This window comes from Oxynema mangrovii CENA135 (assembly GCF_016632315.1).
Lineage (GTDB): Bacteria > Cyanobacteriota > Cyanobacteriia > Cyanobacteriales > Laspinemataceae > Oxynema > Oxynema aestuarii.
In genome coordinates this window covers 2,244,801-2,268,944 of sequence record NZ_JAEOXH010000001.1, presented here as the reverse complement: position 1 = coordinate 2,268,944, position 24,144 = coordinate 2,244,801, and the positions used below count along the sequence as shown (strand labels likewise).

Genomic DNA, 24,144 nt, shown 5'->3' with positions numbered 1-24,144 from the left:
GATCCAAGCTCGGTGATTTGAGCTATTATGAGTAAGGTGTCCAAATTTTCAACCGGAACCTTTGGAGAGGTGGCAGAGCGGTTGAATGCGGCAGACTCGAAATCTGTTATGGTGTCACAGCCATCGGGGGTTCGAATCCCCCCCTCTCCGTTCTCAAATCAGCGAACAAAAAGGGAAGTCAGGATCTTGACTTCCCTTTTGATTTTGCCTGGATCGAAGACCTTTAACGAACCGACACGATCGCCCGATCGATCGCCCGTCGCCGTGCATTTGTGTATTTTAGGTAACAAAATATCGATAAAACCGAAAAAAATCTAAAAATACAAAATCGCTACAAATTCGGTTTATTCCTATCAGGCGATCGCGGCCATTCTCCCGGGGCGCTTGGGTCGCTGAGGTGTCAATTCGGGCGGCAATTGAGGTCAGCATAAACCCTTCCAAGCGATCGCGATCGTGGCCTAGACTGGCGCCCAAAAAAAAAGGAAAATTGCCCAAAAAAGCGATCGAGATCACGCTTGCTCTCGGTGGGGATCACTTTCATACCGGGCGATCCCCGGGCATTATTTGATTATCAAAACTCATCAAAATCATGAGATAATGCAATTGACCGAGCCATCGATCCGCAATATTCGGGGTGCGACTTCTACTTTACGCCTTTAGATAGATTTTTGATTTTCTTTAAGAAAGATAAACTGGAATTTTACAAAACGGAGGATCGATTGATTCGGCAGCCAACTGCCCGATCGCCTCATCTTTCTAAAGTCGAGTTTTCCTGAAATTGAGATCGGATCGAAAGGGCGACGGTCACCCTCGGGTGGGTCATCCATTCACGGATTTTCCTGCCCGTGCATCGATAAAATTGAGAGGTTTTTAAAATGCAAACGATTCAAGCTATTCGCTGTCCGAATTGCGGCAACCATGCCGAACGCTACCACTTCGTGCATCTCAAACAAACCCAAACCCAATGCCCGGTTTGTGACTATTTCATGGTGACCTGTTCGCGAACCGGACGAGTGGTCGAAGCATACGCCCCCGGGACGTATGCGAACCAAGTTTGAGCGCAATCGGCAAGCGAAATCAGAGCTTCAAGGCTCTTAATTGACCGCAAGCGGCATCGGCTTCCAATCCTCGGGAATACCGAACGCTGACGGCAATATGACGCGCCTCTAAGGCGGCGACAAAATCATCGATTCGCCGCCTGTCGGGGCGTTTAAAATCGACTTCGTTAATGGGATTGTACGGAATCAAATTGACGTGAGTTTGGAAACCGCGCAATAAGTCCGCCAGTTCGACCGCATTTTCGAGGGTGTCGTTGACTCCGGCGAGTAAGATATATTCAAAGGTCAGACGACGACCCGTGAGTTTGACATAGTCGCGACAGTCGGCGATTAAAGCATCGAGGGGATAACCTCCCGCACTCGGAATCAGTTGTTCTCGCTGGGGTTGGTTGGAAGCGTGCAGACTGACGGCGAGGGTAAACTGTCCGCGATGGCGGGCGAGTTTGACGATGCGATCGCGGATTCCCACCGTAGAAATGGTAATCGATCGCTGACCGATACCGAGGTCTTCGTTGATCGATCGCACCGCCGCCAGGACGTTATCGAGATTGAGCAACGGTTCGCCCATTCCCATAAACACGATATGGCTGACACGGCGCCCGAAGTCTTCGCGAACCTGCAAAACTTGATCGACAATTTCATGAGGGGCTAAGTTGCGAATAAACCCCCCTTTTCCGGTGGCACAAAATTCGCATGCCATCGGACAGCCCACTTGAGAAGAAACGCAAACCGTAAGGCGTTTTTTCGTAGGAATCCCGACGGTTTCGATCACCGTATCGTCGGCGAGTTTGAGTAAGTATTTAACCGTTTCGTCCGGAGCTTGGGAACGGTAGTGAACCTGCGATCGCCCGATGGGGAAATCGGCGACTTGCTGGCGCCAGGACTTCGGAAAAACGGTAATTTCGCCGAGCGATCGCGCCGAGCGGTCGTAAATCCAATTGTACAGTTGTTTGCCGCGATAGGCGGGTTGACCGCGTGCTACCACCCATGCGGTCAATTCATCTAACGACCGTCCTAGAAGCGGATTGTGCGATCGCGACTCCTGGAATTCGGCAGTCATGGAGGCGGAAACAGATTCGGTAGAAGAACTCATAAATAACTCGGGAAAAACGAACGAATGCAAAGGACGACAAAAGCGATCGCCAATCGACTAAACTCCCTTTAATATAGCGGGCGCGATCGCTCAAGCGACGCCGATCGGGGTTTCGACTTTGCGACCGACGAGTAAATAGGTTTTCATTTCGCCTTTTCCTTTGACGGAAATCACGCCGCGATCTTCAAAAATATAATCGTTTTGCAATAACTCGTAAGTAGACGCAGACACTTGAATCGACCCCGGGATCCCGTGAGATTCCATGCGACTGGCGGTATTGACCGCATCCCCCCACAGGTCGTAAATAAACTTTTTCTGACCGATGACCCCGGCGACGACGGCCCCGGTATTGATTCCGATGCGAATATCGATCGGTTGGTCGTGACTGTTTGCATATTTTTCATTGAAATGGGCGATCGCCGCTTGCATGTCGAGGGCCATTTCGGCGATCGAGGCGGCGTGGTCGTCGGACGGATCCGGCAATCCGCCGACGACCATATACGCATCGCCGATTGTTTTAATTTTCTCCAAGTTCCAGCGATCGGCCAATCCGTCAAATTCGGAAAAAATTTCGTTGAGCAAGTTGACCAACTCCGTCGGCGAAACCCGCGCCGAGAGTTTGGTAAACCCGACGATATCGGCGAATAAAATCGTCACTTCGGTAAAGTTATCGGCGATCGTTTCCGGTTTTTGTTTGAGGCGGTCGGCGATCGTTTCGGGCAAGATATTGAGTAAAAGACGCTCGGATTTGGCTTGTTCGATTTCCAGTTGGCGCAAGGCGAATACGAATTCTTGGGCGATCGCGCTGGCGAGAATCACCGCCGCGAGTAAAGCCGCCACTAACAGCCAACTGGCGGCGCGGCTCGTTTTAGCAATTTGCGATCGCGCCCGTTCCACTTCGTCGGCGACCACCGATAATAGTTTATCGGACACTTCTGCCGCCTGGCGATCGAACCCCTCGACTTGGGAGCGAATTTCGACATCGAGCATGACGATCTGCTCGACCACCGCTTCGTAATCCTTCAACTCCTCCAACGCCGACACCTGACGGGACACATCCAAACCGGGCGATCGCACGATCGCGTCGCGCAAGTCCTCCACCGCCTTATACAACCCTTGACGCGCCGAAGTTTCGCGTTCGAGCAAGTATTGTTTTTCCGACGCCTGCATCTGACTGTATAACGCGATCAACTCCGACTCCCCCGCCAATTGCAAGGTATCGAGCAGTAAATCCGATTTTTGTTCGAGTTGAGACAGAACCCCGGTGCGATCCATTCCCAATTCGCCGACCAAGGCGACCGCTTCTTTAAAACTACTCGCGTAATTCTGCACCATTTCCACATAGGCGATGACATCGGGATTGCTTTGGCGCAGTGCATCGCTAACCTTGGCGCTGGCGAGTAACTTTTGCAACTCGTCGCTAATCCGCAAGACCTGCTGAATTTGTTCGCCATGTTCCGCCGCATAGTCATCGCGCGCATTTAAAAAACCCGCACTCGACCATTGCTCGAAAAAATCCCGTTCTTGACGGCGGGCTCGATCCAACGCCGCATTCATTTGGAAGACCAATCGTTGCATCTGAAGACTCGTAACGATCGCCGCTTCCGTCTCGCGACGCACGAAGTTCAACGAAACCCATCCGGTCAGAGCCACCCCAGATAATAAGAGCATCAGCCCGATAAATGCAGAGGTAAATTTGCCCGTAATATTGAGCTTGCGCCAACTTTGAGCAAAAGGTTGCAACTTTTTCATAAAACCTCCGGGGACTGTGCCAGGTTTGCTTGTAGCTGTCAACTGCAGACAATAGGGACAATAATTGAAAATGTTGCGATCTCGACCCTCGTGTTCCCCGACCCCCTCTCGAATCGCCAGATCGTGGCGAATCCGACTCGGACAATAACAAGTCAAACATTTTCAACGGCTGACACTGGCAAGAGATTCGGAAAGATAAGCTGGAAATGCGATCGATCGCACGCGATCGATTTGAGTGTCCTCGCTTCGATGCGTTTCCCCTGGCGATCGCCGATCCCGAGCGAGTTCGCTGCAGTGCATCTCAATCCTGCATTGAAACTGAATCTCTAGCTTCCGTCAACGATCCGAGACGTCCCGATCTTTTCCAGAACCGTAGTACCACCCTTCAAACCAACGACGACAGTAATATTGTCCCTTGGGCGGCAACTTTTCAATCGAATCGGTTAAAGGTCGGGCGATCGCCGACAACGCACTATACAGCCCCAAATTCAGATACTGCTGCATCCAGTCTATCAGCGCCGACCACCCCACTTGACCCACTACCGGGACGATCGCCCCCGGACGAGTTAATCCCGTTTTCAACAAAGTTTGCGACAGTCCCCCAAATTGAATCACATCTTGTAAAAACGGTTTGAGAACCGGATCGCCCAATTGTTTCATATCCGCAAAAACACCGGAGAGCAAATCGTTAATTTGGTTCGGTTGAACTTGGCGATCGCTCGGAATACTCATCGCTTTTTGAAACAACCAGGTCACGGCGATATTCGGTTGATACGGTTGCAATTTCCCCAACGCTTTCGCATCGAGCAGATCCCGATCTAAAGCTTCGTCAATCCCCCTTTGCAATCGTTCGAGATGGCGCAACATCGCGCCAAAGCCTCCAAAACTCAACGGCGATTGGATTCCGCTACTGTCGCCGACAAAAACAAGGCGATTCCACGGCGATTTTAACGGACTTTGACGATACGCCGGGAAAAACCCAAATAACGCCCGGACGACTTCGAGGCGATGGCACTCCACTTTCTGGTATTGCGGTAACAAGCGCCAATAGTCCTCAAATAATTCCACCAAACTCAATCTTTCCGGCGACGCATCGACATAGGTAAATAGATAGGTCGTCCGTCCGTCCCGCGCGGGAAATGCTTCCCAAAAATACTGGCATTGTTTTTGAATGGGGGTAAAGGAAACCATTAAATCCCCCGTTTCGTTCTTCGGAAATCCTTGCGCACAAGTTCCCACGACCAAACAGACTCCATCCGGTTTTTGTCCCCGGCGAGCTTGGTTGACAATCGGCGAGAAATGCCCCATCACGTCGAGTAATAAGCGACTTTTAAACAAGGTTTTTCCTGGTAGATCGTCTGTCACCGTCGCGCGGGTTTGGATGGCAATTCCATCGGGGTGAACCGTCGCCCCTTCAAAGGCTGTATTTTCAAACAGTTGTCCCCCGGCTTCGAGAAAGCGAGTTTTGAGAAGGTCGAGTAAATACACGGGATCGATACCGAGATTGAGGACGTCTCGGATTGAGAATTCTGGCCCGCGATCGAATTGAATTCTGGCGGGATTGTACTCCGTGGCGATCGCCCGTTCCAGTTCGTCGCGATCGAGTAATCCGAGTTTTATAAATACGTCTAATTCCGATCGTGAAACGTTCCATTCTTGATCGCGACCTTTTAAAATTCCTCGTTCTAAAACGGCAACCCGCCAGCCTTTTTTCGCCAACGCCGCCCCAATAAATATCCCTAATGTTCCCCCACCGATCGCTACATCCCACTCCGATTCTCCTAGAGCTTCTTCACTTTGGGCGATCGGCGATAGTTGAGGAATATTTCCTTGTTTTAACGATTGCCAACGGCGATCGACCGCTTGCAATCCTTTCCAAGGATTACCGGAAATTTGAGACAATATTTTTTCAGTGAATTGCATTGATTTGAGTTTAAATTGTGTTTATTTTGAAAGATGATTTTGTTGGAATTGACAAAAAGATAGAGGATTATTTTAGGACATATATAGCATTTTAAAAATTCATGACTTTAAACGTCTATTTTTCATTTTTACTTTTCATTTTTACTTGAAGTGAAATCACCGTAAGGGCGAAAACTTTTTAACTCCTACACGGGTGTAGCTTACAATCGTAAAAAGGCTATACTCCTGCTCGATCGCTCGAACCCGTCAAAGAAAAAAATTTCAATTCAATTCGACCGTCGATTAAGTCAGAGTCCGGTCTATGGATTCGATCTTTTCCCGTAAATTACACCAGTTAAATGATTGGATTGAGATCCTGAAATTTACCGTAAATTTTCGTTTTCAAGGACTTTCACAACATAGATATCATGGCTATACAACTTAAGGATCGGTTAAGAGGTTTGAGTTAAATTAGGATGAGAGTCTTTATAAAAGTTGGCGATCGTTCTGAAAACTTAAGCTAGGTCAATTCATCCATCCAACTGTAGACTATATTTTTAGTATTCACCCACTGAATTTAGAGGCGTTTCAATTTCTCTGTTTTTCTCTGAATCTAACTCTAAATTCAAGGGAAAGCGAATTGAAAATGTAGTCCCTTTTTCCAGTTCCGAGATAAAACTAATTTCGCCTCCATGTGCGTCAATAATGGATTTAGCGATCGCCGTTCCCAGACCCGTACCACTGCGCTTTCCATAAGTAACGAATGGCTCAAATAACCGTTCTCTAATTAACTCGGGAATTCCCGGTCCGTTATCCGCGATCGTCAAATAGAGCCAATTTTTATCCGCATGAGTCCTAATTTTTATATGACCGCCGCGATCTTCCATTGCATCTACGGCGTTGCTCGTTAAATTTTGTAGAACGCGCATCAGTTTGCTTTCATCAACTTCGATCCAGATATTTTCTTCAGTGACGATCTCGAAGCTAACTTTCGCTTCTTTAAAATAAATCCGATTGAGTTTCTCAAAACGCTTTAAAATCGCGGAGATATCGATTTTTTTCTTGTGAAGGGTGGCGCTTCCCCGCGTGAATTCTAGAACTTCTTCCGCCATTGCCATCATGCGGGTAACTTGAGCTTGAATTAAATCGCACCATTCTTGAGTGTCATCATCGGGGTGCAGTTCTTTTAACATAGAACTGGCTAAATGAATCCCCGTGAAGGGGCTTTTAAAGTCGTGAACGATCGTGTTGACCATTTCTCCGACTAAAGCCATTTTTTGTTTGTGAATCACTTGATTGATATACAGATCGGTGGTGCTGCGTAAATAGTGAATGATGCGATCGAAAATTTTTAAAACGACCCGTCCGGGGGTGCGTTCTAAAATTTCCATGAGGCGATCGCGCGGAATTTTCGCCAAGCAGGAGGATTCGCAAGCTACCGCACGGGCGCTGCGAGGTTTGCCGTCCAAAACGCCAAATTCACCGAAAAAATCGTTAGGTTTCGCCCAGGCGATCGGTTGATAGTGCTGTGAAGTGGTTTGTTTGCTAAATTCAACTTTGCCACTGAGGACTAAATATAAAGAATCCGGGACTTGGTTTTCTTCAAAAACGATCGCCCCCTGTGGAAAGTGTTCGATAACCGCCAGTTGACACAATTGTGTGGCTTGTTCTGGCTCGAAGTAAGAGATAAATCGATGCGATTCCAAATCCATTATCAATATCCGGCATCGTGAACCGAGGAAGCAGTGAACTCTCGCGTTTCGAAACTCAATTGAGATTGAGCGTATGGGATTAATACCCTTTTGAAAGAATTGTAGTATTGTCTGGGGTTCGGATTCTACCGGAGAATTGCTGGAATCTAGAGGAGGTCACCTCAGTTTACCGATCGCGAGAACGGCATTCTGTCCGCCAAAGCCAAAACTGAAGCATAGAGCGCGATCGATCGCCCGCTTCAGGGGGTGGCGGACGAAATTGAGGTCGAATTCCGGGTCGCGCAAACCGACGCAGGGCGGTAAGAGACCATCGTGCAGGGCCATCAAGCAAAAGGCGGTTCCCAAGGCGCCAGAGGCTCCCAGGGTATGTCCCGTGGCCCCTTTGGTGGAGCTTACGGGAAGGTCCGGAGCAAAGCGTTGCTGGATAATCCGGGCTTCGGTGGCGTCGTTGAGGCGCGTACTGGTTCCGTGAGCGTGAATGTAACCGATCGCCTCCGGGGACCAACGGGCGAGATCGAGACATCGATCGATCGCCGCGATCGCCCCTTTCGCTTCGGGATCCGGGGCATTGCCGTGGTAGGCGTCGGCAGTTAAGCCAAAACTGACGATTTCGCCGTAAATCCGAGCGTGGCGGCGGTAGGCGAGTTCGGCACTTTCGAGGACGAAGATCGCGGCCCCTTCCCCCAAAACCAAGCCGTCGCGGGCGCGATCGAAGGGGGCGCAGTAGTGACGGGCGAGGGCGCCCATGCGGGAAAATCCAGTTAACGTGAGGGGCGTAATCGGGGCTTCGACCGCTCCGGCGATCGCGCGCTGACAGCGCCCCGTTCGGATCAGCTCCACAGCGCGGGCGATCGCCCAAATTCCCGTCGCACAAGCCGCCATCGGCGCCAACACCGGACCGCAGGCGCCGATTTGGCGGGCCGTGGCGATCGCCGCCGCGTGGGGTAAGCTCTCGAACCAGGCGTCAGCAGAGAGATCCAAAGGTTTTCCCAACTGTTGCACTCGCGCGTAACGTTCCCATTCTCCCTGAGCGGAACGACTCGATCCGACGACCACCCCAGATTCGGGCAGGGGAAGGGTCAACTCGGCATCGCGAATCGCCTGGGCGACGACCTGGCAGCTTAAATCGAGCCATCGGACGGGGGTGCGATCGCCCATCGCGAGGGGATAGGGTGGCAATTCGGGAAAAGGTTGTCGGAGGGCGATCGCCGTGCGACCCTCCTTTAAAGACTGCCACGACCCGGCCAAACTCGGACCCAACGCCGACACCAGACCGATCCCCGTAACCACAACGCGCACCGACATCGCCAAACAACCCAAAAAAATGAGATCTTAAGCTGAGAACAGGATTGTCCCCTTCTCAGTTTAAAATCTCGCGATCGCCCTAAATTGAAGATGACCTTAACTTAACGGTTTCAGTTGACTTTTAAGTTTTCCAAGCCTGCCGTCACTTTAGCCGAATCGATGCGATCGCCCTGTTCGATCGTATCGACCACCGACATCCCGTCCGTCACGTAGCCGAACACCGCATAATCCCCATTGAGAAAATCGAGGTCGGCCAAAGCAATGTAAAACTGAGAAGAGGCCGAATCCGGCGCCTGCGATCGGGCCATCGCCACCGCACCGCGTCGGTGGGGCAGAGCCGGAGACTGTTGGGCCATTCCCGCCATTTTAAACGTTTGGCTATAAATCGGACTGTCCGCCCCTTCCGGCGTAATTTCGAGAGGAATGCGACGTTCCCGACCCGTACTCGGATCGATATATCCCCCCGTTCCCAACTGACCTCGGAAATTGGGATCTTTACTTTGAGGATCGCCCCCTTGAACCACAAACGGCTGAGGTTGACGCACGACCCGGTGAAACACGAGTCCGTCGTAGACCCCTTTATTCACTAAATCGACAAAATTTCCTGCCGTAATCGGCGCCTGCGTGCCATCGACCTCGATCGTAATCGGAGAACCTTTGACCGTCAGGACGACCGTTGCTTTACCCTCCAACTGGGGGAGATTACTCATTTGTGAATTCCTAGCTTGAGTGGGTTGTACAGAAGTATCGGAAGCTTGAGAAGCGGCATCGGGACTGGTGCAGCCGCCCACGAGCAAGAGTGTCACCAGCGCGAAAGACGCCAACCAGTATCCAAGTCGATCGTGCATGTTTAATTCCTTTAGACTACGGCGCTCAATTCGTCTGTGCTAACTCAATTACAAGCCTTCGAGGGGAACGCCCATAAAGCGAGCCAACTCGGCGGCCTCATTTTCGATTTCCGACAGGGACATCGGTTGACCGACCCGAGTCAGGGGAATGGGATTGCGTCCTTTGACATTCAGGTACAGCGCGCGACGGGGATTGAGTCCTTCCTTAATGTCCACGCTGACCGACTGCACCTCATCGAGAGGATAAGTAATATCGATTTTGCGATTTTTGCCCGGAAATCCCAAGCGAAAAATTTGCACTTGGCTCGTTTCGCGATTGAACTCGTTGTAACCGCCACCGACATCCCACAAGATCGTCAGCCACAGATAGAGCGACAACAGCACGGCAGCAATTCCGTAAAGACTCATCACCAATCCCTGGGGAACGAAAATCAATTGGGTGGGATTGGCAAAGGGAAGTAAGTTAACTCGCAGATAACTGGAAAGACCTGCTAAGAGAAAGCCGATGCCGCCGACCGACACGACAGTGGCCAACAGGTAGTTACTCAAGCGGCGAGACCCTACAATTGGCTTGCGTAAGACGCGATCGCCCGTCACCATACTTTGGCTAGTCATCTCTATTCCTTGAATGTCCTCATTCGTTCAATTGAATCATCTTTGTCGATCGAATTTTCCTGCGATCGACCCGCGAGGCTTTGCGAATTTTAGTAAATTTAATATATAGTTATGTTAACTTACTTAGAAAACTTGCGAGTTTTCAACTGAGAAATCCTTTCCTCAAACAAACGTTATGACAATTGCAGTTGGACGCGCACAGACAGAGCGAGGATGGTTTGACGTCCTCGACGACTGGCTGAAACGCGATCGCTTCGTCTTCATCGGCTGGTCCGGCCTGCTGCTGTTTCCCTGCGCCTACCTGGCCCTGGGAGCTTGGCTCACCGGAACCACCTTCGTCACCTCCTGGTACACCCACGGACTGGCCTCCTCCTACCTGGAAGGCTGCAACTTCCTCACCGTGGCCGTTTCCACCCCTCCCAACAGCTTGGGTCACTCCCTACTGTTCCTCTGGGGTCCGGAAGCTCAAGGGGACTTCACTCGCTGGTGTCAACTCGGCGGCTTGTGGACGTTTACCGCCCTCCACGGTGCTTTCGGCCTGATCGGCTTCTGCCTGCGTCAGCTCGAAATCGCCCGTCTCGTCGGCGTTCGTCCTTACAACGGCCTGGCCTTCACCGGACCGATTGCCGTGTTCGTCAGCGTCTTCTTGATGTACCCCCTGGGACAGTCCGGTTGGTTCTTCGCCCCCAGCTTCGGCGTGGCGGCGATCTTCCGCTTCCTGCTGTTCCTGCAAGGGTTCCACAACTGGACCCTCAATCCCTTCCACATGATGGGAGTGGCCGGGGTTCTCGGTGGGGCGCTTTTGTGTGCCATTCACGGCGCGACCGTGGAAAACACCTTGTTTGAAGACGGCGACAAAGCCAACACCTTCCGCGCTTTCGAGCCGACCCAAGCGGAAGAAACCTACTCGATGGTGACCGCCAACCGTTTCTGGTCTCAAATCTTCGGGATTGCTTTCTCCAACAAACGTTGGTTGCACTTCTTCATGCTGTTCGTCCCGGTCACGGGCCTGTGGATGTCTTCGATTGGCATCGTCGGCTTGGCCCTGAACCTGCGCGCTTATGACTTCGTTTCTCAGGAGTTGCGCGCGGCGGAAGACCCGGAATTTGAAACCTTCTACACCAAGAACATTTTGTTGAACGAGGGGATCCGTTCTTGGATGGCTCCTCAAGACCAACCGCATCAGAATTTCGAGTTCCCCGAAGAAGTTCTGCCTCGCGGTAACGCTCTGTAAAACAACCTGTAACGATCGCTTGTCCTTTAACCTGGCTTAATAAGTAAGATGAAGGTTAAGGATCGAATCGAGAACCGAGCAGTCCATAATGACGAATTGTCGATCGCAAAAAGAGGTTAAGCAATAGTGGAAACACCTTTTAATAGTGCGATGGTCGTCAGCGGACGCGACCAAGAATCCACGGGTTTTGCCTGGTGGTCTGGTAACGCCCGTCTGATCGACCTATCCGGTAAATTACTCGGCGCACACGTCGCCCATGCTGGCTTAATTGTTTTCTGGGCTGGAGCAATGACCATTTTTGAGGTCGCTCACTTCATCCCCGAAAAACCGATGTACGAGCAGGGCTTGATCCTGCTGCCTCACTTGGCAACTTTGGGCTGGGGTGTCGGCCCTGGCGGTGAAGTCATCGATACCTTCCCGTATTTTGTCGTCGGTGTCCTGCACCTGATTTCCTCTGCCGTCCTCGGCGTCGGTGGCATTTACCACGCCCTGCGCGGTCCGGAAACCCTCGAAGAATACTCTTCTTTCTTCGGGTACGACTGGCGCGACAAAAACCAAATGACCAACATCATCGGGTATCACCTGATCCTGTTGGGTTGCGGTGCCTTGTTGTTAGTCGCTAAAGCCATGTTCTTTGGCGGCGTTTACGACACCTGGGCCCCCGGTGGCGGTGACGTGCGCGTCATCACCAACCCGACCTTGAACCCGGCGGTCATTTTCGGTTATCTGACCCTTTCGCCTTTTGGCGGTGAGGGCTGGATTGTCAGCGTCAACAACATGGAAGATATCATCGGCGGTCATATCTGGATCGGTCTGATCTGCATCGCGGGTGGTGTCTGGCACATTCTCACCAAGCCCTTCGGCTGGGTTCGTCGCGCCTTCATCTGGTCCGGCGAAGCCTACCTCTCCTACAGCTTGGGTGCCCTGTCCATGATGGGCTTTATCGCCTCGGGTTTTGTCTGGTTCAACAACACCGCTTATCCGAGTGAATTCTACGGTCCGACCAACGCCGAAGCGTCTCAAGCTCAAGCGCTCACCTTCTTGGTGCGCGACCAACGCTTGGGTGCCAACATCGGTTCCGCTCAAGGCCCGACGGGTCTGGGTAAATACCTGATGCGCTCTCCCACGGGTGAAATCATCTTCGGTGGTGAAACGATGCGCTTCTGGGACTTCCAAGGCCCCTGGCTCGAACCCCTGCGCGGACCGAACGGTCTCGACCTCAACAAACTCAAAAATGACATTCAGCCCTGGCAAATCCGCCGCGCGGCTGAGTACATGACTCACGCTCCCAATGGTTCGATCAACTCCGTGGGCGGTATTATCACCGACATCAACGGCTTTAACTTCGTCAACCCCCGTGCGTGGTTGGCGGCGGCTCACTTCATCCTCGGTTTCTTCTTCTTAATCGGTCACCTGTGGCACGCGGGACGCGCCCGTGCGGCGGCGGCTGGTTTTGAGAAAGGGATCGACCGGAGTGACGAACCCGTGATGTCGATGACCAATCTCGACTAATCACTCCCTCGATTGAGAATGAGTTGTTCTTAATTCTCGGTTGAAATTTAGTGAAAAAAGGCTCCTGTTCTCGTAGCAGGAGCCTTTTTTATGTTTGGCTGTTTAGCCAGGGGGCAAACGGCGATCGCCTCACCCGCCGAATCCGGTTTCTCAAGGAAGCTGTCCCAGTTTAACTTTTGAGGGGTTCGGGGAGCTATAAGTCCCGCGCTGTATGCGAAGCATCAGCGTCGGGATCCATGGACTCCCCTTGAAAAGTCTCATCCCCACCCTACGGGAAGGGCCAAGCCCTACGATGGGGATGAGACCAGCATTTACAGGCAGCTATAGCCTTTGGTAAACTCCGGCTATGCTGACCATGAACTACACTTACCGAATCTATCCAAATGTCGTACAGCAGACTGAACTGCGGTCGTGGCTTGAGACGTGCCCAGGCGTATATAACTACGCTTTGCGCGAACTCAAAGACTGGATTGCTTCGCGTAAGTGTTCGGTAGACCGATGCTCGTTGGAGAAGGAATACATCATTCCTGCCGATGAACCATTTCCGTCCTACCATCGTCAGCAGAACAACCTGCCCAAAGCGAAGAAGCAATTCCCGCATCTGGGTAAGGTGCATTCTCAGGTGTTGCAGACCACAATTCGCAGACTGCATGATACCTGGGAAGCCTTTCAGAAACGGGGATATGGATTCCCGCGTTTCAAAAAATTCGGTCAATTCAAATCCTTTGTGTTTCCCCAGTTCAAGAACAATCCCATCAATGGCTTCACAATCAAGTTGCCAAAGATTGGGGAAGTACCCATCGACCTGCATCGCCCCATCCCTGACGGGTTCAAGGTGAAACAGGTAAGGGTACTGTCCAGGGTACGGGGGACGCAATGGTACGTTGTCGTCACCATTGAATCGGAGATATCGGTTCCCGATGCTCCAGTTCATGGTCGGGCGATTGGGATTGACCTGGGATTGGAGCGATTCTTGACCGCTTCCGATGGCTCTTTCCAAGAGCGACCCCAGTTTTTCAAGTCGATGCAAGGCAAGCTGAAATTGCTGCAACGCAGAGCAGCACGAAAACAAAAGGGTTCTCAAAACTGGGAGAAAGCACAAGTCGAAGTGGCTAGAATGCACCATCGCATTGCCAATCGTCGTAAAGATTTCCATCTGAAGACGGCTCATCAGCTTTGCGACCGGGCGCCAACCATCTTTGCAGAAGACCTCAACGTCAAAGGCTTGACCCGAGGGATGTTGCGAAAAGATTGTGTAGATGCTGCCTTTGGACAATTCCTGTCTCTGACAGAATGGGTGTGCTGGTACCGTTGGGGTCTACTTTGGTAAAGTCAACCCCAACGGTACCAGTCAAACCTGTCCCAACTGCCTTGCTACAGTGAGCAAGGGGTTGGAAGTCAGAGAGCATCATTGTCCTGAGTGTGGGGATCGAACGCATCGTGACCGTGCCGCAGCAGAGATGGTTTTGCATCGTGGACTAGAGAATGTAGTATCCCAGGGACTCTGGGGAACGGAAACCGCCTGTCAAGTCGGTCTGTCGGGGGTCTATGACCTAGATAAGTGGCGTGGGGCCCGAATACCCAATCGTGAGGTTGGGAAGCCCGCGCTGTAATCTTTGATTCAGCGTCGGGAGGATGTCACAATCAACAATGACTACGTTTAGAAGGCAAATGTCCGATGGCAACTTCTGATTTTAGCGACGAATTGATTTGGACCGAAGACGCCAAGGTCAAACTCAAAAATATTCCCTACTTTGCCCGATCGCAAGCCCGCAAACGCATCGAACAACTCGCTCGCGAACAAGAACTCGAAACCGTTACGGCGGAATTAGTCGAACGGGCGCGATCGCAGTTCGGCCAGTAACGCGATCGCCGATCTGAGCTACAATGCAAGCAGATTGGGCAGTCCACCGCTTTACCTCGTCCATGCTCGAAACCGTTCAAACTCAACTGTATCACCTGCAAACCTTCGCCGATGCCCTCGTCTCCAGTCAACTCGATCGCCTGACCTGGCTCGGAGTCGGAATTATCTTTTTCGCCGGATTGCTCACGAGCTTGACGCCGTGCATGTTGTCCATGCTCCCCCTCACCGTCGGCTATATCGGCGGTTACGAAACCAAAAGCCGCCTGCACGCCGCCGCTCAATCGACCTGGTTCTCCCTCGGATTAGCCACCACCCTCGCCGCACTCGGGATCGTGGCTGCGTTCCTCGGTCGCGTTTACGGCCAAATTGGCATCGGCTTGCCGATTGCCGTCAGTCTTGTCGCTATCCTGATGGGCCTCCACCTCTTAGAAGCCCTTCCCATTCCCCTCCCTTCCTTTGACGGGATGGAATTCATTCCCAACGACCTCCCCGACGGCGCCCGCTCCTACTTACTCGGGCTGACCTTCGGTTTGGTCGCCTCTCCGTGCAGTACCCCCGTGTTAGCCACCTTGCTCGCTTGGGTGGCATCCACGCAAAATCTGCTCTTAGGGGCCGTTCTCCTGCTCGCCTACGCGGCGGGTTACGTCGCCCCCCTGATTGTCGCCGGAACCTTTACCGCCTCTCTCAAAAAACTGCTCTCGGCCCGTCGCTGGTCCGCTTGGATTACCCCCGCCAGTGGGGTTTTACTCGTCGGGTTCGGCGTCTTTTCCCTGATCTTTCGCCTGCTTCCGGCGGTGTAATCTCTCCAGACTCGACCCCAGTTGTTCGATCTAAACTCTAAACTCTAAACTCCCCATGACCTCTAAAGAGTCTTCAACCTCGGGACTGTCTGGCCTCTGGTCGGCTCCCCGACGCTTTTTAAGAAAAGAAATTTTACCCATTTTAGGGGATCTGCGCCTCGCGATCGCCCTGCTGCTGGCGATCGCCGTTTTCAGTATTTCCGGAACGGTCATCGAACAGGGTCAACCCCTGGGCTACTACCAAGCCAACTATCCCGAAGACCCGGCCCTGTTCGGCTTCCTCTCTTGGAAAGTCCTCGTCACCGTCGGACTCGACCACGTTTATCGAACCTGGTGGTTTCTCTCCCTGCTGGTGCTTTTCGGCATGAGTTTGACCGCCTGCACCTTCACCCACCAATTCCCGGCGCTCAAAGCGGCGCGCACTTGGAAATTCTACAAACAGCCGCGCCAATACGAAAAACTGGCTCTGAGCGCCCAAATTCAAAGCGGTAGCCTCGACGAACTGCAACAGATTTTAGAAAAACGTCGCTATCGCGTCTTTCAAGAAGATAACGTCCTGTACGCCCGTAAAGGCTTAGTCGGCAAAATCGGGCCGATTGTCGTCCACGCCAGTATGCTCGTCATCCTCGCCGGATCGATTTTAGGCGCGTTGAGCGGCTTTATGGCTCAGGAAATGGTGCCCAGTGGCGAAACCTTCCAGGTTAGAAATATTATCGATTCGGGCCCGTTCGCCGGGTCTCAGGTGCCGCAAGATTGGTCCGTGCGGGTCAATCGCTTTTGGATCGACTATACCCCGGACGGGGCGATCGACCAATTTTATTCCGACTTATCCGTTCTCGATGCCGACGGTCGCGAAATCGAACAAAAAACGATTCACGTCAACGAACCCCTCCGTTACGACGGGGTGACCTTCTATCAAACGAATTGGGCGATCGCCGGGATTAGAGTGCAGCTCAATAATAGCCCGATTTTAGACTTGCCGATGGCCCAACTCGATACCGGGGGTGCCGGACGACTGTGGGGAAGCTGGATTCCGACCAAACCGGACTTGAGCGAAGGGGTTTCGGTGATTGCCCGGGATTTGCAGGGAATGCTCTTGCTTTACGGGATGGACGGTAAGTTACTCGGCAGCGTTCGCACCGGGATGTCCGCGCAAGTCAATGGGGTCAGGCTCAAGGTGGTCGAACTCGTCGGCAGTACGGGTTTGCAAATTAAAGCGGACCCGGGGATTCCGATGGTTTATTTGGGATTTGGCTTGCTGATGGTCGGGGTGGTGATGAGTTATTTTTCCCATTCCCAGATTTGGGCGCTCGAACGGGAAGGCTTATTTTATCTGGGGGGCAGAACGAACCGCGCTCAGGTGAGTTTCGAGCGCGAAGTGTTGGAAGTGCTAGAACAACTCGATCGCCCCACCCCGGAATCGGACTTTTCTCAACTCGGCCCGATCGCCTCTTAGAAACTTGAGGCGATCGCAAGTTCTTAAAACTAGAGGCAGAAGTGAGTTTTCTCTCATTTCTGCCTCTTTTGTCGCCCTATGGGGTTGGGGATGGCGCCGGGTCGGCGCTGGCTTTTTCGTGATGGACTTTGACGACGGTGTGAACGTTGCCTCGGGGATTGAAATCGCCTTCGATGTCGATTTCGAGGGGGTCGCAGGCGGCGATCAAGTCGTCGAGAATTTGGTTGACGGACTCTTCGTGAGAGATGTACTTATCGCGGTAACTATTAATATAAAGCTTGATCGATTTGAGTTCGACCACTCGTTCGTCCGGGATGTAGTGAATCGAAATCGTGGCAAAGTCGGGATAGCCGGAAAACGGACATTTGCAGGTGAATTCGGGTAATGTTATCGAAATTGTATAGCGTCTGCCGATGCGAGGATTGGGGAAGGTAATTAACTGCCCTTCGGCAATCTCTCGCTCTCCATATTTAACCGCGTCGGTCTCGGTTGCGGCTTCGGCGGATTCGGAAAAGCTGGGGGAATGGGTAGAAGAATGTGTCACGATCGTCCGTCGTTTGTGCGGTGAACAGCGCCCTTTGACGCCCGGAACGAGGAGAGCCGCCCGGGAGGAAAAAAGCGACAAGGGAGGGAGGGAAATTGGCGCCAAAACTGACGCTAATTCTAAGAGTTTATCACTTTTAATCCTGGAGGAAAAGTAGCGAAAGGGCGCAATAGAGATCGCGATCGCCCCCGACGGGTATAAGTTTAGAAAAAGCGATCGCGCCGAAGCTAAAAACTGCCCGTAAACTTTGATTGTAGCGGATAAATCTTATCAAGAGAAAGATCTTTTAAAACTTAAATTGAAAGAGTGAAGCGATCGCGATCGTCAAGAGATGAAGGGGATAACGATTCAAAATTTCCCCGCGATCGCCAAATTTAACGATTCCTTTGTTAATGGCGGACGGCGATCGCCGCGATCGTCAGATAAAATAATGATAGGCAAATTCGATCGCTAAGGGTCAACGCGATCGAATGAGTCGGCCAAAACCAATTGGCAACAAGGGGGGACAGTCAAAGTCCCTAAAAGGCAGGGTCAAAGGGTTCGCAGACACAACGGGTCGAAATCGGGCTGATTCAGGATCGCGACTTAATTTTAGGGTTTGGATAAAGCATTAATTATTAAACACGATTGCTTATTTTTTGGGTTGGTTCGCTATGAATCTCGATCCGGGTACGGAGACTCATGATATTTGGGACGGTGCGGACCCCAACGAACTCCAGCAGCAACTCGCTAGCGCGCGGGAGAAATGTCGCCAACTGGAACAACGGTTAAAAGAAACCGAAACGCAGTTAGGGCGCTTCTCATTTGTGGCTCGCGATACGAGGGGGTTCGGCATTGAAACGAGTCCTTCCATTTATTTAAAACTCGACGACAAAGGAATCGTGGTCGAATCGCAATCGTTCCCGGAACGGCAACCTTTTTTAGACATCGAAGGGTTAAAGGGAAAGTCGATTTGGGACTCATTAGCCGATCGCGATCGCCCCAGCTTGGCCGAACGTTTGCACCGCCAAAAAGGAGCGGGAGCGCCGTTAAAAGAGTGGCAGGGCAACTTCAAACAAAATAATGGCAATGAAGTCGCCGTTAAAGCGATCGTCCGTCCTACAACCCGTCGCCACGGGGGGGTGGAACTGTTTATTTTTCCGCTTATTTTGCTGGAAAGTCACGCGCCGATCGCATTCGAGGAGAGTCCCGAATCCAGGGGCGATCGCGCGCAACGGGACACCGTCGAAGCGGCCCTGTGGGAAAACCAGCGTTTTATTCACCAACTCACCGAATCGAGTCCGGCGATTCTGTACGTCTTCGACTTGACCGAATGCCGCTACCTGTACGCCAACGCCCAAATGAGAGCCATTCTCGGCTTTGCACCGGACGAGATCCAAAGTTTGGACTCTACGGCCCTGGTGCAACTGATTCACTGGAAAGATCGACCGGGGTGGATCCGCAAATTAGATCGGTTGCAACACGCCAACGATGGGGAAGCGATCGAACTGGAATATCGGATGGCGACCAAAACCGGAGAGTGGCAGTGGCTGCACAGCCGAGAAATGGTGTTTGTGCGCGATCGCGACGGGATCCCCCAACAGGCGATCGGGACCGCAACGGATATCGGCGATCGCAAACGAGTGGAAACCGAATTAGAAGGGTACCGCATCCACCTGCAAAAACTGGTGCGAGAACGGACGGCCCGCCTGATTCACGTCAACGAACAACTCAAACTCGAAATCGAAGAACGCCGGGACACCGAAGCGAAATTGCGCGAGAGCGAACGGCGCTACCGCCTGCTCGCCGAAAATGCCACGGACATGATTTCGACCCAAACCCCCGACGGGGTCTATACCTACACCTCTCCCGCCTGCGAGGCGCTCTTAGGCTACCCGCCGGAAGACTTGATCGGTCATGCGGTGTACGAGTTCTTGCATCCCGACGACGTGGCGGGAGTGCGCGCCTTGCAGGCGAACCTGCTGGCGGTCAACGTTCCCGGACGGATCTCCTACCGCCTCCGCCATCGCAAGGGGAATTATGTTTGGGTCGAAACGACCAGTCGGGCGATCCGCGATCGCCACACCCGAAAAATCATCGAAATTCAAGCGGTATCGCGCAATATCCAAGCGCGCAAGCAGACCGAAGCCTTCTTGCAAGAAAACCAAGAACGGCTCGCCAGTATCGCCGCCAACGTTCCCGGGGTCGTGTTTCGCTTCGCGCTCGATCGTGACGGACGGCGCACCCTCCCCTACGTCAGCGCGGGATTGGAAGAACTCGTCGGCATCCCTCCCAACGAAATGATGGCCGATCCCGCCAAAATTTTCGAGTGCGTCCATCCCCACGACCGGGAACGAGCGGAAAAAATGCTGCAGTTTGCCGCGCGCACGCGATCGCGACTCAAACACGAACTGCGCGTATTGATGCCGGACGGACGGGACAAGTGGGTGCGGGTCTTGAGCCACGTCCACACCAGCGAAGACACTCAGGCGGTGATTTTTGACGGGTTGGTGCTCGACGTGACCTTGCGCAAAGTCGCCGAACAAGCGCTCGAAGAGAGCGAAATGACCAAACGCGCCCTGATTGCCGCCATTCCCGACGCCCTGTTGCAGTTGCAGTTTGACGGAACGGTACTCGATTACATTCCCGGTGCGGACTGTCAGCCGTGGGAGTCGCCGAGGGCGGTCATTGGCAAGCGGATCGCCACCCTGCTGCCGCCGAGCGAAGCCCGCGCCTACGAAGCGGCGATCGCCCGAGCCCTCGATAGCGGAAGCTATCAGGTGTTCGAGTATCAAGTTCCCCGCCACGGACAGTTACATACTTACGAAGCACGGATCGCGATCGTCAACCAAAACCGCGATCGCCTCCTGTCGATCGTGCGCGAGATTACCGGACGCAAACAAGCCGAAGCCTCCCTGCGCCGACAAGCAGAAATCATCGATCGCATTCACGATTCCGTGATCTGCACCGATCTCGACGGCTACATTACCAGTTGGAATGCCGGGGCCGAGCGAATTTACGGCTACTGCGCCGAGGAAATTATCGGATCCCATTTAAGCTGTCTGTCTCCCCAGCAACATGGACGGGAGTTTGTCGAACAAATCCTCAGACCGTTACTCGAACGCGACAACTACGAGGTAGAAGTCCTGCGACGGATGCGCTCCGGGGAAATGATTTGGGTGCAGCTTTCCCTCTCGCTGATGCGCGACGGGGCCGACAACGCGATCGCGATCGTCGATTATTCCCTTAACATTACCGATCGCGTCCTCGCCCAAGCCGCTTTGAGGGAGAGCGAAGCCCGCTTTCGCGCCCTGTTTGACAACCTCTCCGTGGGGATTCTCCTCGTCAATCTTTCCGGTCAGGCGATCGTCCCCAACGAAGCGTTCTGCTCGTTTCTCGGCTACGACAGCAGCGAGACGATCGGAATGCATTTCGAGCAGGTGACCTATCCCGACGACCTCGACACGGATCGGGACTTGTTCGCCGAATTAATTGCCGGACGCCGGAGCTACTACACCCTCGACAAGCGCTACATCCGCAAAACTGGGGAGGTGGTCTGGGGTCGGATCGGGGTCTCGTTGATTCGCGACTCCAATGGCGTTCCCCAATCGGTGAGCGTGGTCTGCGAGGACATCACCGAACGCAAACAAGCTGAACAAGAACGCGATCGCTTTTTCAATCTGTCTTTGGACTTACTGGCGATCGCCGGAAAAGACGGTTACTTCAAACGGGTCAATCCCGCCGTCAGCAGCATTCTCGGCTATAGCGAAGCGGAATTTCTCTCGACCCCGTTTATCGAATTCGTCCACCCGGACGATCGCGCTCACACCCTAGGGGAAATGGAGAACAATTTTAAAGCCGGGATTCCCACCCTCTACCTCGAAAATCGCTACCGCACTAAAGAAGGCGGCTATAAATGGCTCGTCTGGAATGCGGTTCCGGTGAAAGAAACGGGCTTGACCTATTGCGTGGCGCGGGATATGACCGAATCCAAACGGGCTTTAGAAGAACTCAACCGACGGGAACTTCAATATCGGACCTTGGCGGAAAATACCCCGGATATTATCGCCCGCTTCGATCGCGACATGCGCCATATTTATATCAATCCGGCGATCGAAATCGCTACGGGATTTTCCCCGGACCACTTCATCGGTAAAAGCAATCGGGAATTGGGAATGTCCGACGAACAGATCCGTCATTGGGAAGCGGTTCGCAATCTCGTCTTTGAAACTGGAAAAGCGCAAATCGACGAGTTCCAATTCGACTCTCCCGACGGGATTCGTTACTATCAGGCGATCTTGGTGCCGGAATACGGCGATTCCGACGCAGAAAGCTCCCAGGGGCGATCGATCCAAACAATTCTGAGTATTGCTCGCGACATTACCGAACTCAAACAGGCTCAAGAATCGGTGCAAATGGCTCAAGCGCGTTTGCAACACTTGTTGACGACTTCTCCGGCGGCGATTTATAGCTGCAAGCCTCAAGGAAATTACCCCCGAACCTTTGTCAGCAATAACGTGACCGCGATGGTCGGTTACGATTCCTCGGAGTTTCTCGGCGAGCCGACTTTTTGGCGCGATCGCATTCATCCCGACGATCGCGATGCGGTGATGGCTCAAATTGGCTCTCTCGCCGATCTGCGCACCCAAACCTTAGAGTACCGCTTTCTCGACAAGCAGGGACGCTATCGCTGGATTTACGATTGTCTCCAAGTGGTCTCGGACGAGGCGGGAAACCCGTTGGAAATCGTCGGGTCTTGGGTGGAAATCAGCGATCGCAAGCAAGCGGAGGAGGCATTAAAATACCGGATTCGGTTGGAACAATTGATCGGCGACATTTCCACCCGCTTTCTCAATTTGCCCACGGAAGAACTCGATCGCGGTTTGCAACAGGGTTTGCAAGCCCTCGGCGAGTTTATCGGGGTCGAGCGCGCTTACTTATTTTTCCTCGACGAGAACGGGGAGGCGATCGATAAAAGTCACGAATGGTGCGCCGAACAAGGGTGTTGTTCTTTGGGATCTTTGGACGGGTTACCACCGCCGCAGTTGCAGTTCGTGCGCGAGACAGTGGAACGGGAACGCACGGGCGCTACGGCTGGGGAGACCCTTCGCCAACGCCTCGCAGAGGCGAACGGGCGCTCTGCGGGGGTCTTGCCGATCGTTCCCTTACGCATTGGTGGCGAAATCGTCGGCTTTCTCGGCTGCGATCCCCAACCGATCGCGCCGAAGGGGCAGTTCGCGAATCGCCCGTACTCGGCGGACGAGATCGATATCATGCGTCTGGTCGGCGAAATTTTGGTGACGGCGATCGAACGCTGTCGCTTCGAGCAAGAAGAAAAACGCCTGATTGCTTCTTTGCAAGAACGGGCGGCGGAATTGGCCCGCTCTAATGCCGAACTCGAACAATTTGCCTACGTCGCTTCTCACGATTTGCAAGAACCTTTGCGGATGGTCAGCAGTTATACCCAGTTGTTCGCACGGCGCTATAGCGGGGAACTCGACGAGAAGGCGCAAAAATATATTCATTACATTGTCGATGGTTCCAACCGGATGCAACAACTGATTGAAGATTTGTTGCAATATTCGCGGGTGGGACGGCGCGGGGAGCCGTTTGCTCTGGTGGAAGGGCGCGAAATTATCGATCGCGCTTTGCAGAATTTGCAAATGGCGATTAAACAAAGTGGGGCGGCGATCGACTACGGCGAGTTACCCCAGATTAAGGCCGATCGCACTCAGACGATCCAGCTCTTTCAAAATTTGCTCGGCAATGCGATTAAATATCGGGGGGAGCGATCGCCTCAAATCCGCATCGATCTCGAAGATCGGGGCGATTGTTGGCAGTTTTGCATCACCGATAACGGGATTGGGATCGAGCCGAAATATGCAGAGCGCATTTTCTTGATTTTCCAGCGCCTGCACACTCGGGAAGAATATTCGGGAACGGGAATCGGTTTGGCGATTTGCAAGCGAATTGTGGAACGCCACGGCGGTTCGATCTGGGTCGAATCCGAACTCGGTCGGGGCGCCCGATTTTACTTCACCCTTTCTAAGAATCCCGGCTGAGTTTGTAGGGGTGAATTCCTCGCCTTCGATTGCCCTTCGGTGGCGGCGATCGCCCGATTTTCAATCGCTTCCTTCTGTGGCGGCGATCGCTGCTGTTGAGGGGATTTATTATCGCGATCGACGAGGAATGATGGCAAGGCGATCGCATTTGTGGTAAGAAAGATTATCCCTTGGTTCGAGGGTGGGCGATCGATTTCGAGGCGCCCACCCTCGAACCAAGGAATCGAGCGACCCAAACCCTTGTCTTGGGGCGCCTAGGGGCGATCGGCGCGTCCAGGGAGCCTCGGCACAACGGTAAAAATTTGCTCCGGTTATCCTTGGGCAATTGTGTTATTTTTGAAGCGATCTCGGTCACGTTTAGGCGATGACTCCAATCCTAGACTGGGGCGCTCGAAGATTTTAATATCT

General features: G+C 52.8%; 18 protein-coding genes, 1 tRNA gene and 1 pseudogene. 10 read left to right on the top strand and 10 right to left on the bottom strand.

Annotation, left to right across the window (positions count from 1 at the left end):
* Window positions 1-63: 63 nt before the first annotated feature.
* Window positions 64-150 (top strand) — tRNA-Ser (locus tag JJD41_RS08955).
* A gap of 725 nt (window positions 151-875) precedes the next feature.
* On the top strand, window positions 876-1,058 hold the full coding sequence (locus JJD41_RS08950) for a replication restart DNA helicase PriA (RefSeq protein WP_200665613.1): 183 nt from the start codon (window positions 876-878) through the stop codon (window positions 1,056-1,058).
* A gap of 19 nt (window positions 1,059-1,077) precedes the next feature.
* Here the strand turns inward: JJD41_RS08950 and rlmN are convergent, their stop codons facing one another.
* The 8 genes from rlmN to JJD41_RS08910 form a co-directional block, all read right to left on the bottom strand.
* Complete coding sequence (gene rlmN, locus JJD41_RS08945) at window positions 1,078-2,118, bottom strand: dual-specificity RNA methyltransferase RlmN (RefSeq protein WP_200667181.1); 1,041 nt, start codon at window positions 2,116-2,118, stop codon at window positions 1,078-1,080.
* A gap of 123 nt (window positions 2,119-2,241) precedes the next feature.
* Window positions 2,242-3,903, bottom strand: a complete 1,662-nt coding sequence (locus JJD41_RS08940) for an adenylate/guanylate cyclase domain-containing protein (protein ID WP_234488559.1) — start codon at window positions 3,901-3,903, stop codon at window positions 2,242-2,244.
* A gap of 162 nt (window positions 3,904-4,065) precedes the next feature.
* Window positions 4,066-4,203: a hypothetical protein gene (locus JJD41_RS08935; RefSeq protein ID WP_200665612.1), complete on the bottom strand. Its 138-nt coding sequence runs from the start codon at window positions 4,201-4,203 to the stop codon at window positions 4,066-4,068.
* A 36-nt stretch (window positions 4,204-4,239) separates the two neighbouring features.
* Window positions 4,240-5,826, bottom strand: coding sequence for an FAD-dependent oxidoreductase (locus tag JJD41_RS08930; protein ID WP_200665611.1), 1,587 nt, complete (start codon window positions 5,824-5,826; stop codon window positions 4,240-4,242).
* A gap of 536 nt (window positions 5,827-6,362) precedes the next feature.
* Window positions 6,363-7,517 carry an ATP-binding protein gene (locus tag JJD41_RS08925; protein ID WP_200665610.1) on the bottom strand — a complete coding sequence of 385 codons (1,155 nt, stop codon included), beginning with the start codon at window positions 7,515-7,517 and terminating at the stop codon, window positions 6,363-6,365.
* A gap of 156 nt (window positions 7,518-7,673) precedes the next feature.
* The gene (locus JJD41_RS08920) at window positions 7,674-8,822 is read right to left on the bottom strand and encodes a beta-ketoacyl-ACP synthase (RefSeq protein ID WP_200665609.1); all 1,149 of its coding nucleotides are present in this window, start codon (window positions 8,820-8,822) and stop codon (window positions 7,674-7,676) included.
* Window positions 8,823-8,932: 110 nt separating this feature from the next.
* A complete protein-coding gene (locus JJD41_RS08915; RefSeq protein WP_200665608.1) occupies window positions 8,933-9,670 on the bottom strand; it encodes a peptidylprolyl isomerase in 738 nt (245 codons plus the stop codon).
* 48 nt (window positions 9,671-9,718) lie between these two features.
* Entirely contained in the window at window positions 9,719-10,285 is a 567-nt protein-coding gene (locus tag JJD41_RS08910; protein WP_200665607.1) for a photosystem I assembly protein Ycf4, read from the bottom strand.
* Window positions 10,286-10,460: 175 nt separating this feature from the next.
* Between JJD41_RS08910 and psbD the strand changes: the two genes are divergently transcribed.
* From psbD to JJD41_RS08880, 7 genes and pseudogenes are all read left to right on the top strand, one after another.
* Window positions 10,461-11,519, top strand: coding sequence for a photosystem II D2 protein (photosystem q(a) protein) (psbD, locus tag JJD41_RS08905; protein WP_168569640.1), 1,059 nt, complete (start codon window positions 10,461-10,463; stop codon window positions 11,517-11,519).
* 150 nt (window positions 11,520-11,669) lie between these two features.
* Window positions 11,670-13,031, top strand: coding sequence for a photosystem II reaction center protein CP43 (gene psbC / locus JJD41_RS08900; protein ID WP_200667179.1), 1,362 nt, complete (start codon window positions 11,670-11,672; stop codon window positions 13,029-13,031).
* 346 nt (window positions 13,032-13,377) lie between these two features.
* Entirely contained in the window at window positions 13,378-14,361 is a 984-nt protein-coding gene (locus tag JJD41_RS08895; RefSeq protein WP_234488558.1) for an RNA-guided endonuclease InsQ/TnpB family protein, read from the top strand.
* Window positions 14,362-14,401: 40 nt separating this feature from the next.
* Window positions 14,402-14,644: pseudogene (locus JJD41_RS24705) on the top strand (RNA-guided endonuclease TnpB family protein); the annotation flags it as partial.
* 65 nt (window positions 14,645-14,709) lie between these two features.
* The gene (locus JJD41_RS08890) at window positions 14,710-14,895 is read left to right on the top strand and encodes a PCP reductase family protein (protein ID WP_168570237.1); all 186 of its coding nucleotides are present in this window, start codon (window positions 14,710-14,712) and stop codon (window positions 14,893-14,895) included.
* Window positions 14,896-14,957: 62 nt separating this feature from the next.
* Window positions 14,958-15,695: a cytochrome c biogenesis protein CcdA gene (locus tag JJD41_RS08885; RefSeq protein WP_200667178.1), complete on the top strand. Its 738-nt coding sequence runs from the start codon at window positions 14,958-14,960 to the stop codon at window positions 15,693-15,695.
* A 55-nt stretch (window positions 15,696-15,750) separates the two neighbouring features.
* Window positions 15,751-17,151 carry a cytochrome c biogenesis protein gene (locus JJD41_RS08880; RefSeq protein ID WP_200665606.1) on the top strand — a complete coding sequence of 467 codons (1,401 nt, stop codon included), beginning with the start codon at window positions 15,751-15,753 and terminating at the stop codon, window positions 17,149-17,151.
* A 76-nt stretch (window positions 17,152-17,227) separates the two neighbouring features.
* Here JJD41_RS08880 and queF read toward each other — a convergent pair whose 3' ends face one another.
* Entirely contained in the window at window positions 17,228-17,695 is a 468-nt protein-coding gene (gene queF, locus JJD41_RS08875; protein ID WP_200665605.1) for a preQ(1) synthase, read from the bottom strand.
* A gap of 653 nt (window positions 17,696-18,348) precedes the next feature.
* Here queF and JJD41_RS08870 point away from each other — a divergent pair.
* Entirely contained in the window at window positions 18,349-23,736 is a 5,388-nt protein-coding gene (locus JJD41_RS08870; protein WP_200665604.1) for a PAS domain S-box protein, read from the top strand.
* On the opposite strand, the gene JJD41_RS08865 is transcribed toward JJD41_RS08870, so the two are convergent.
* Window positions 23,706-23,873 carry a hypothetical protein gene (locus tag JJD41_RS08865; protein ID WP_200665603.1) on the bottom strand — a complete coding sequence of 56 codons (168 nt, stop codon included), beginning with the start codon at window positions 23,871-23,873 and terminating at the stop codon, window positions 23,706-23,708. The two genes, JJD41_RS08870 and JJD41_RS08865, sit on opposite strands and share 31 nt — an antisense overlap.
* Window positions 23,874-24,144: the final 271 nt, after the last annotated feature.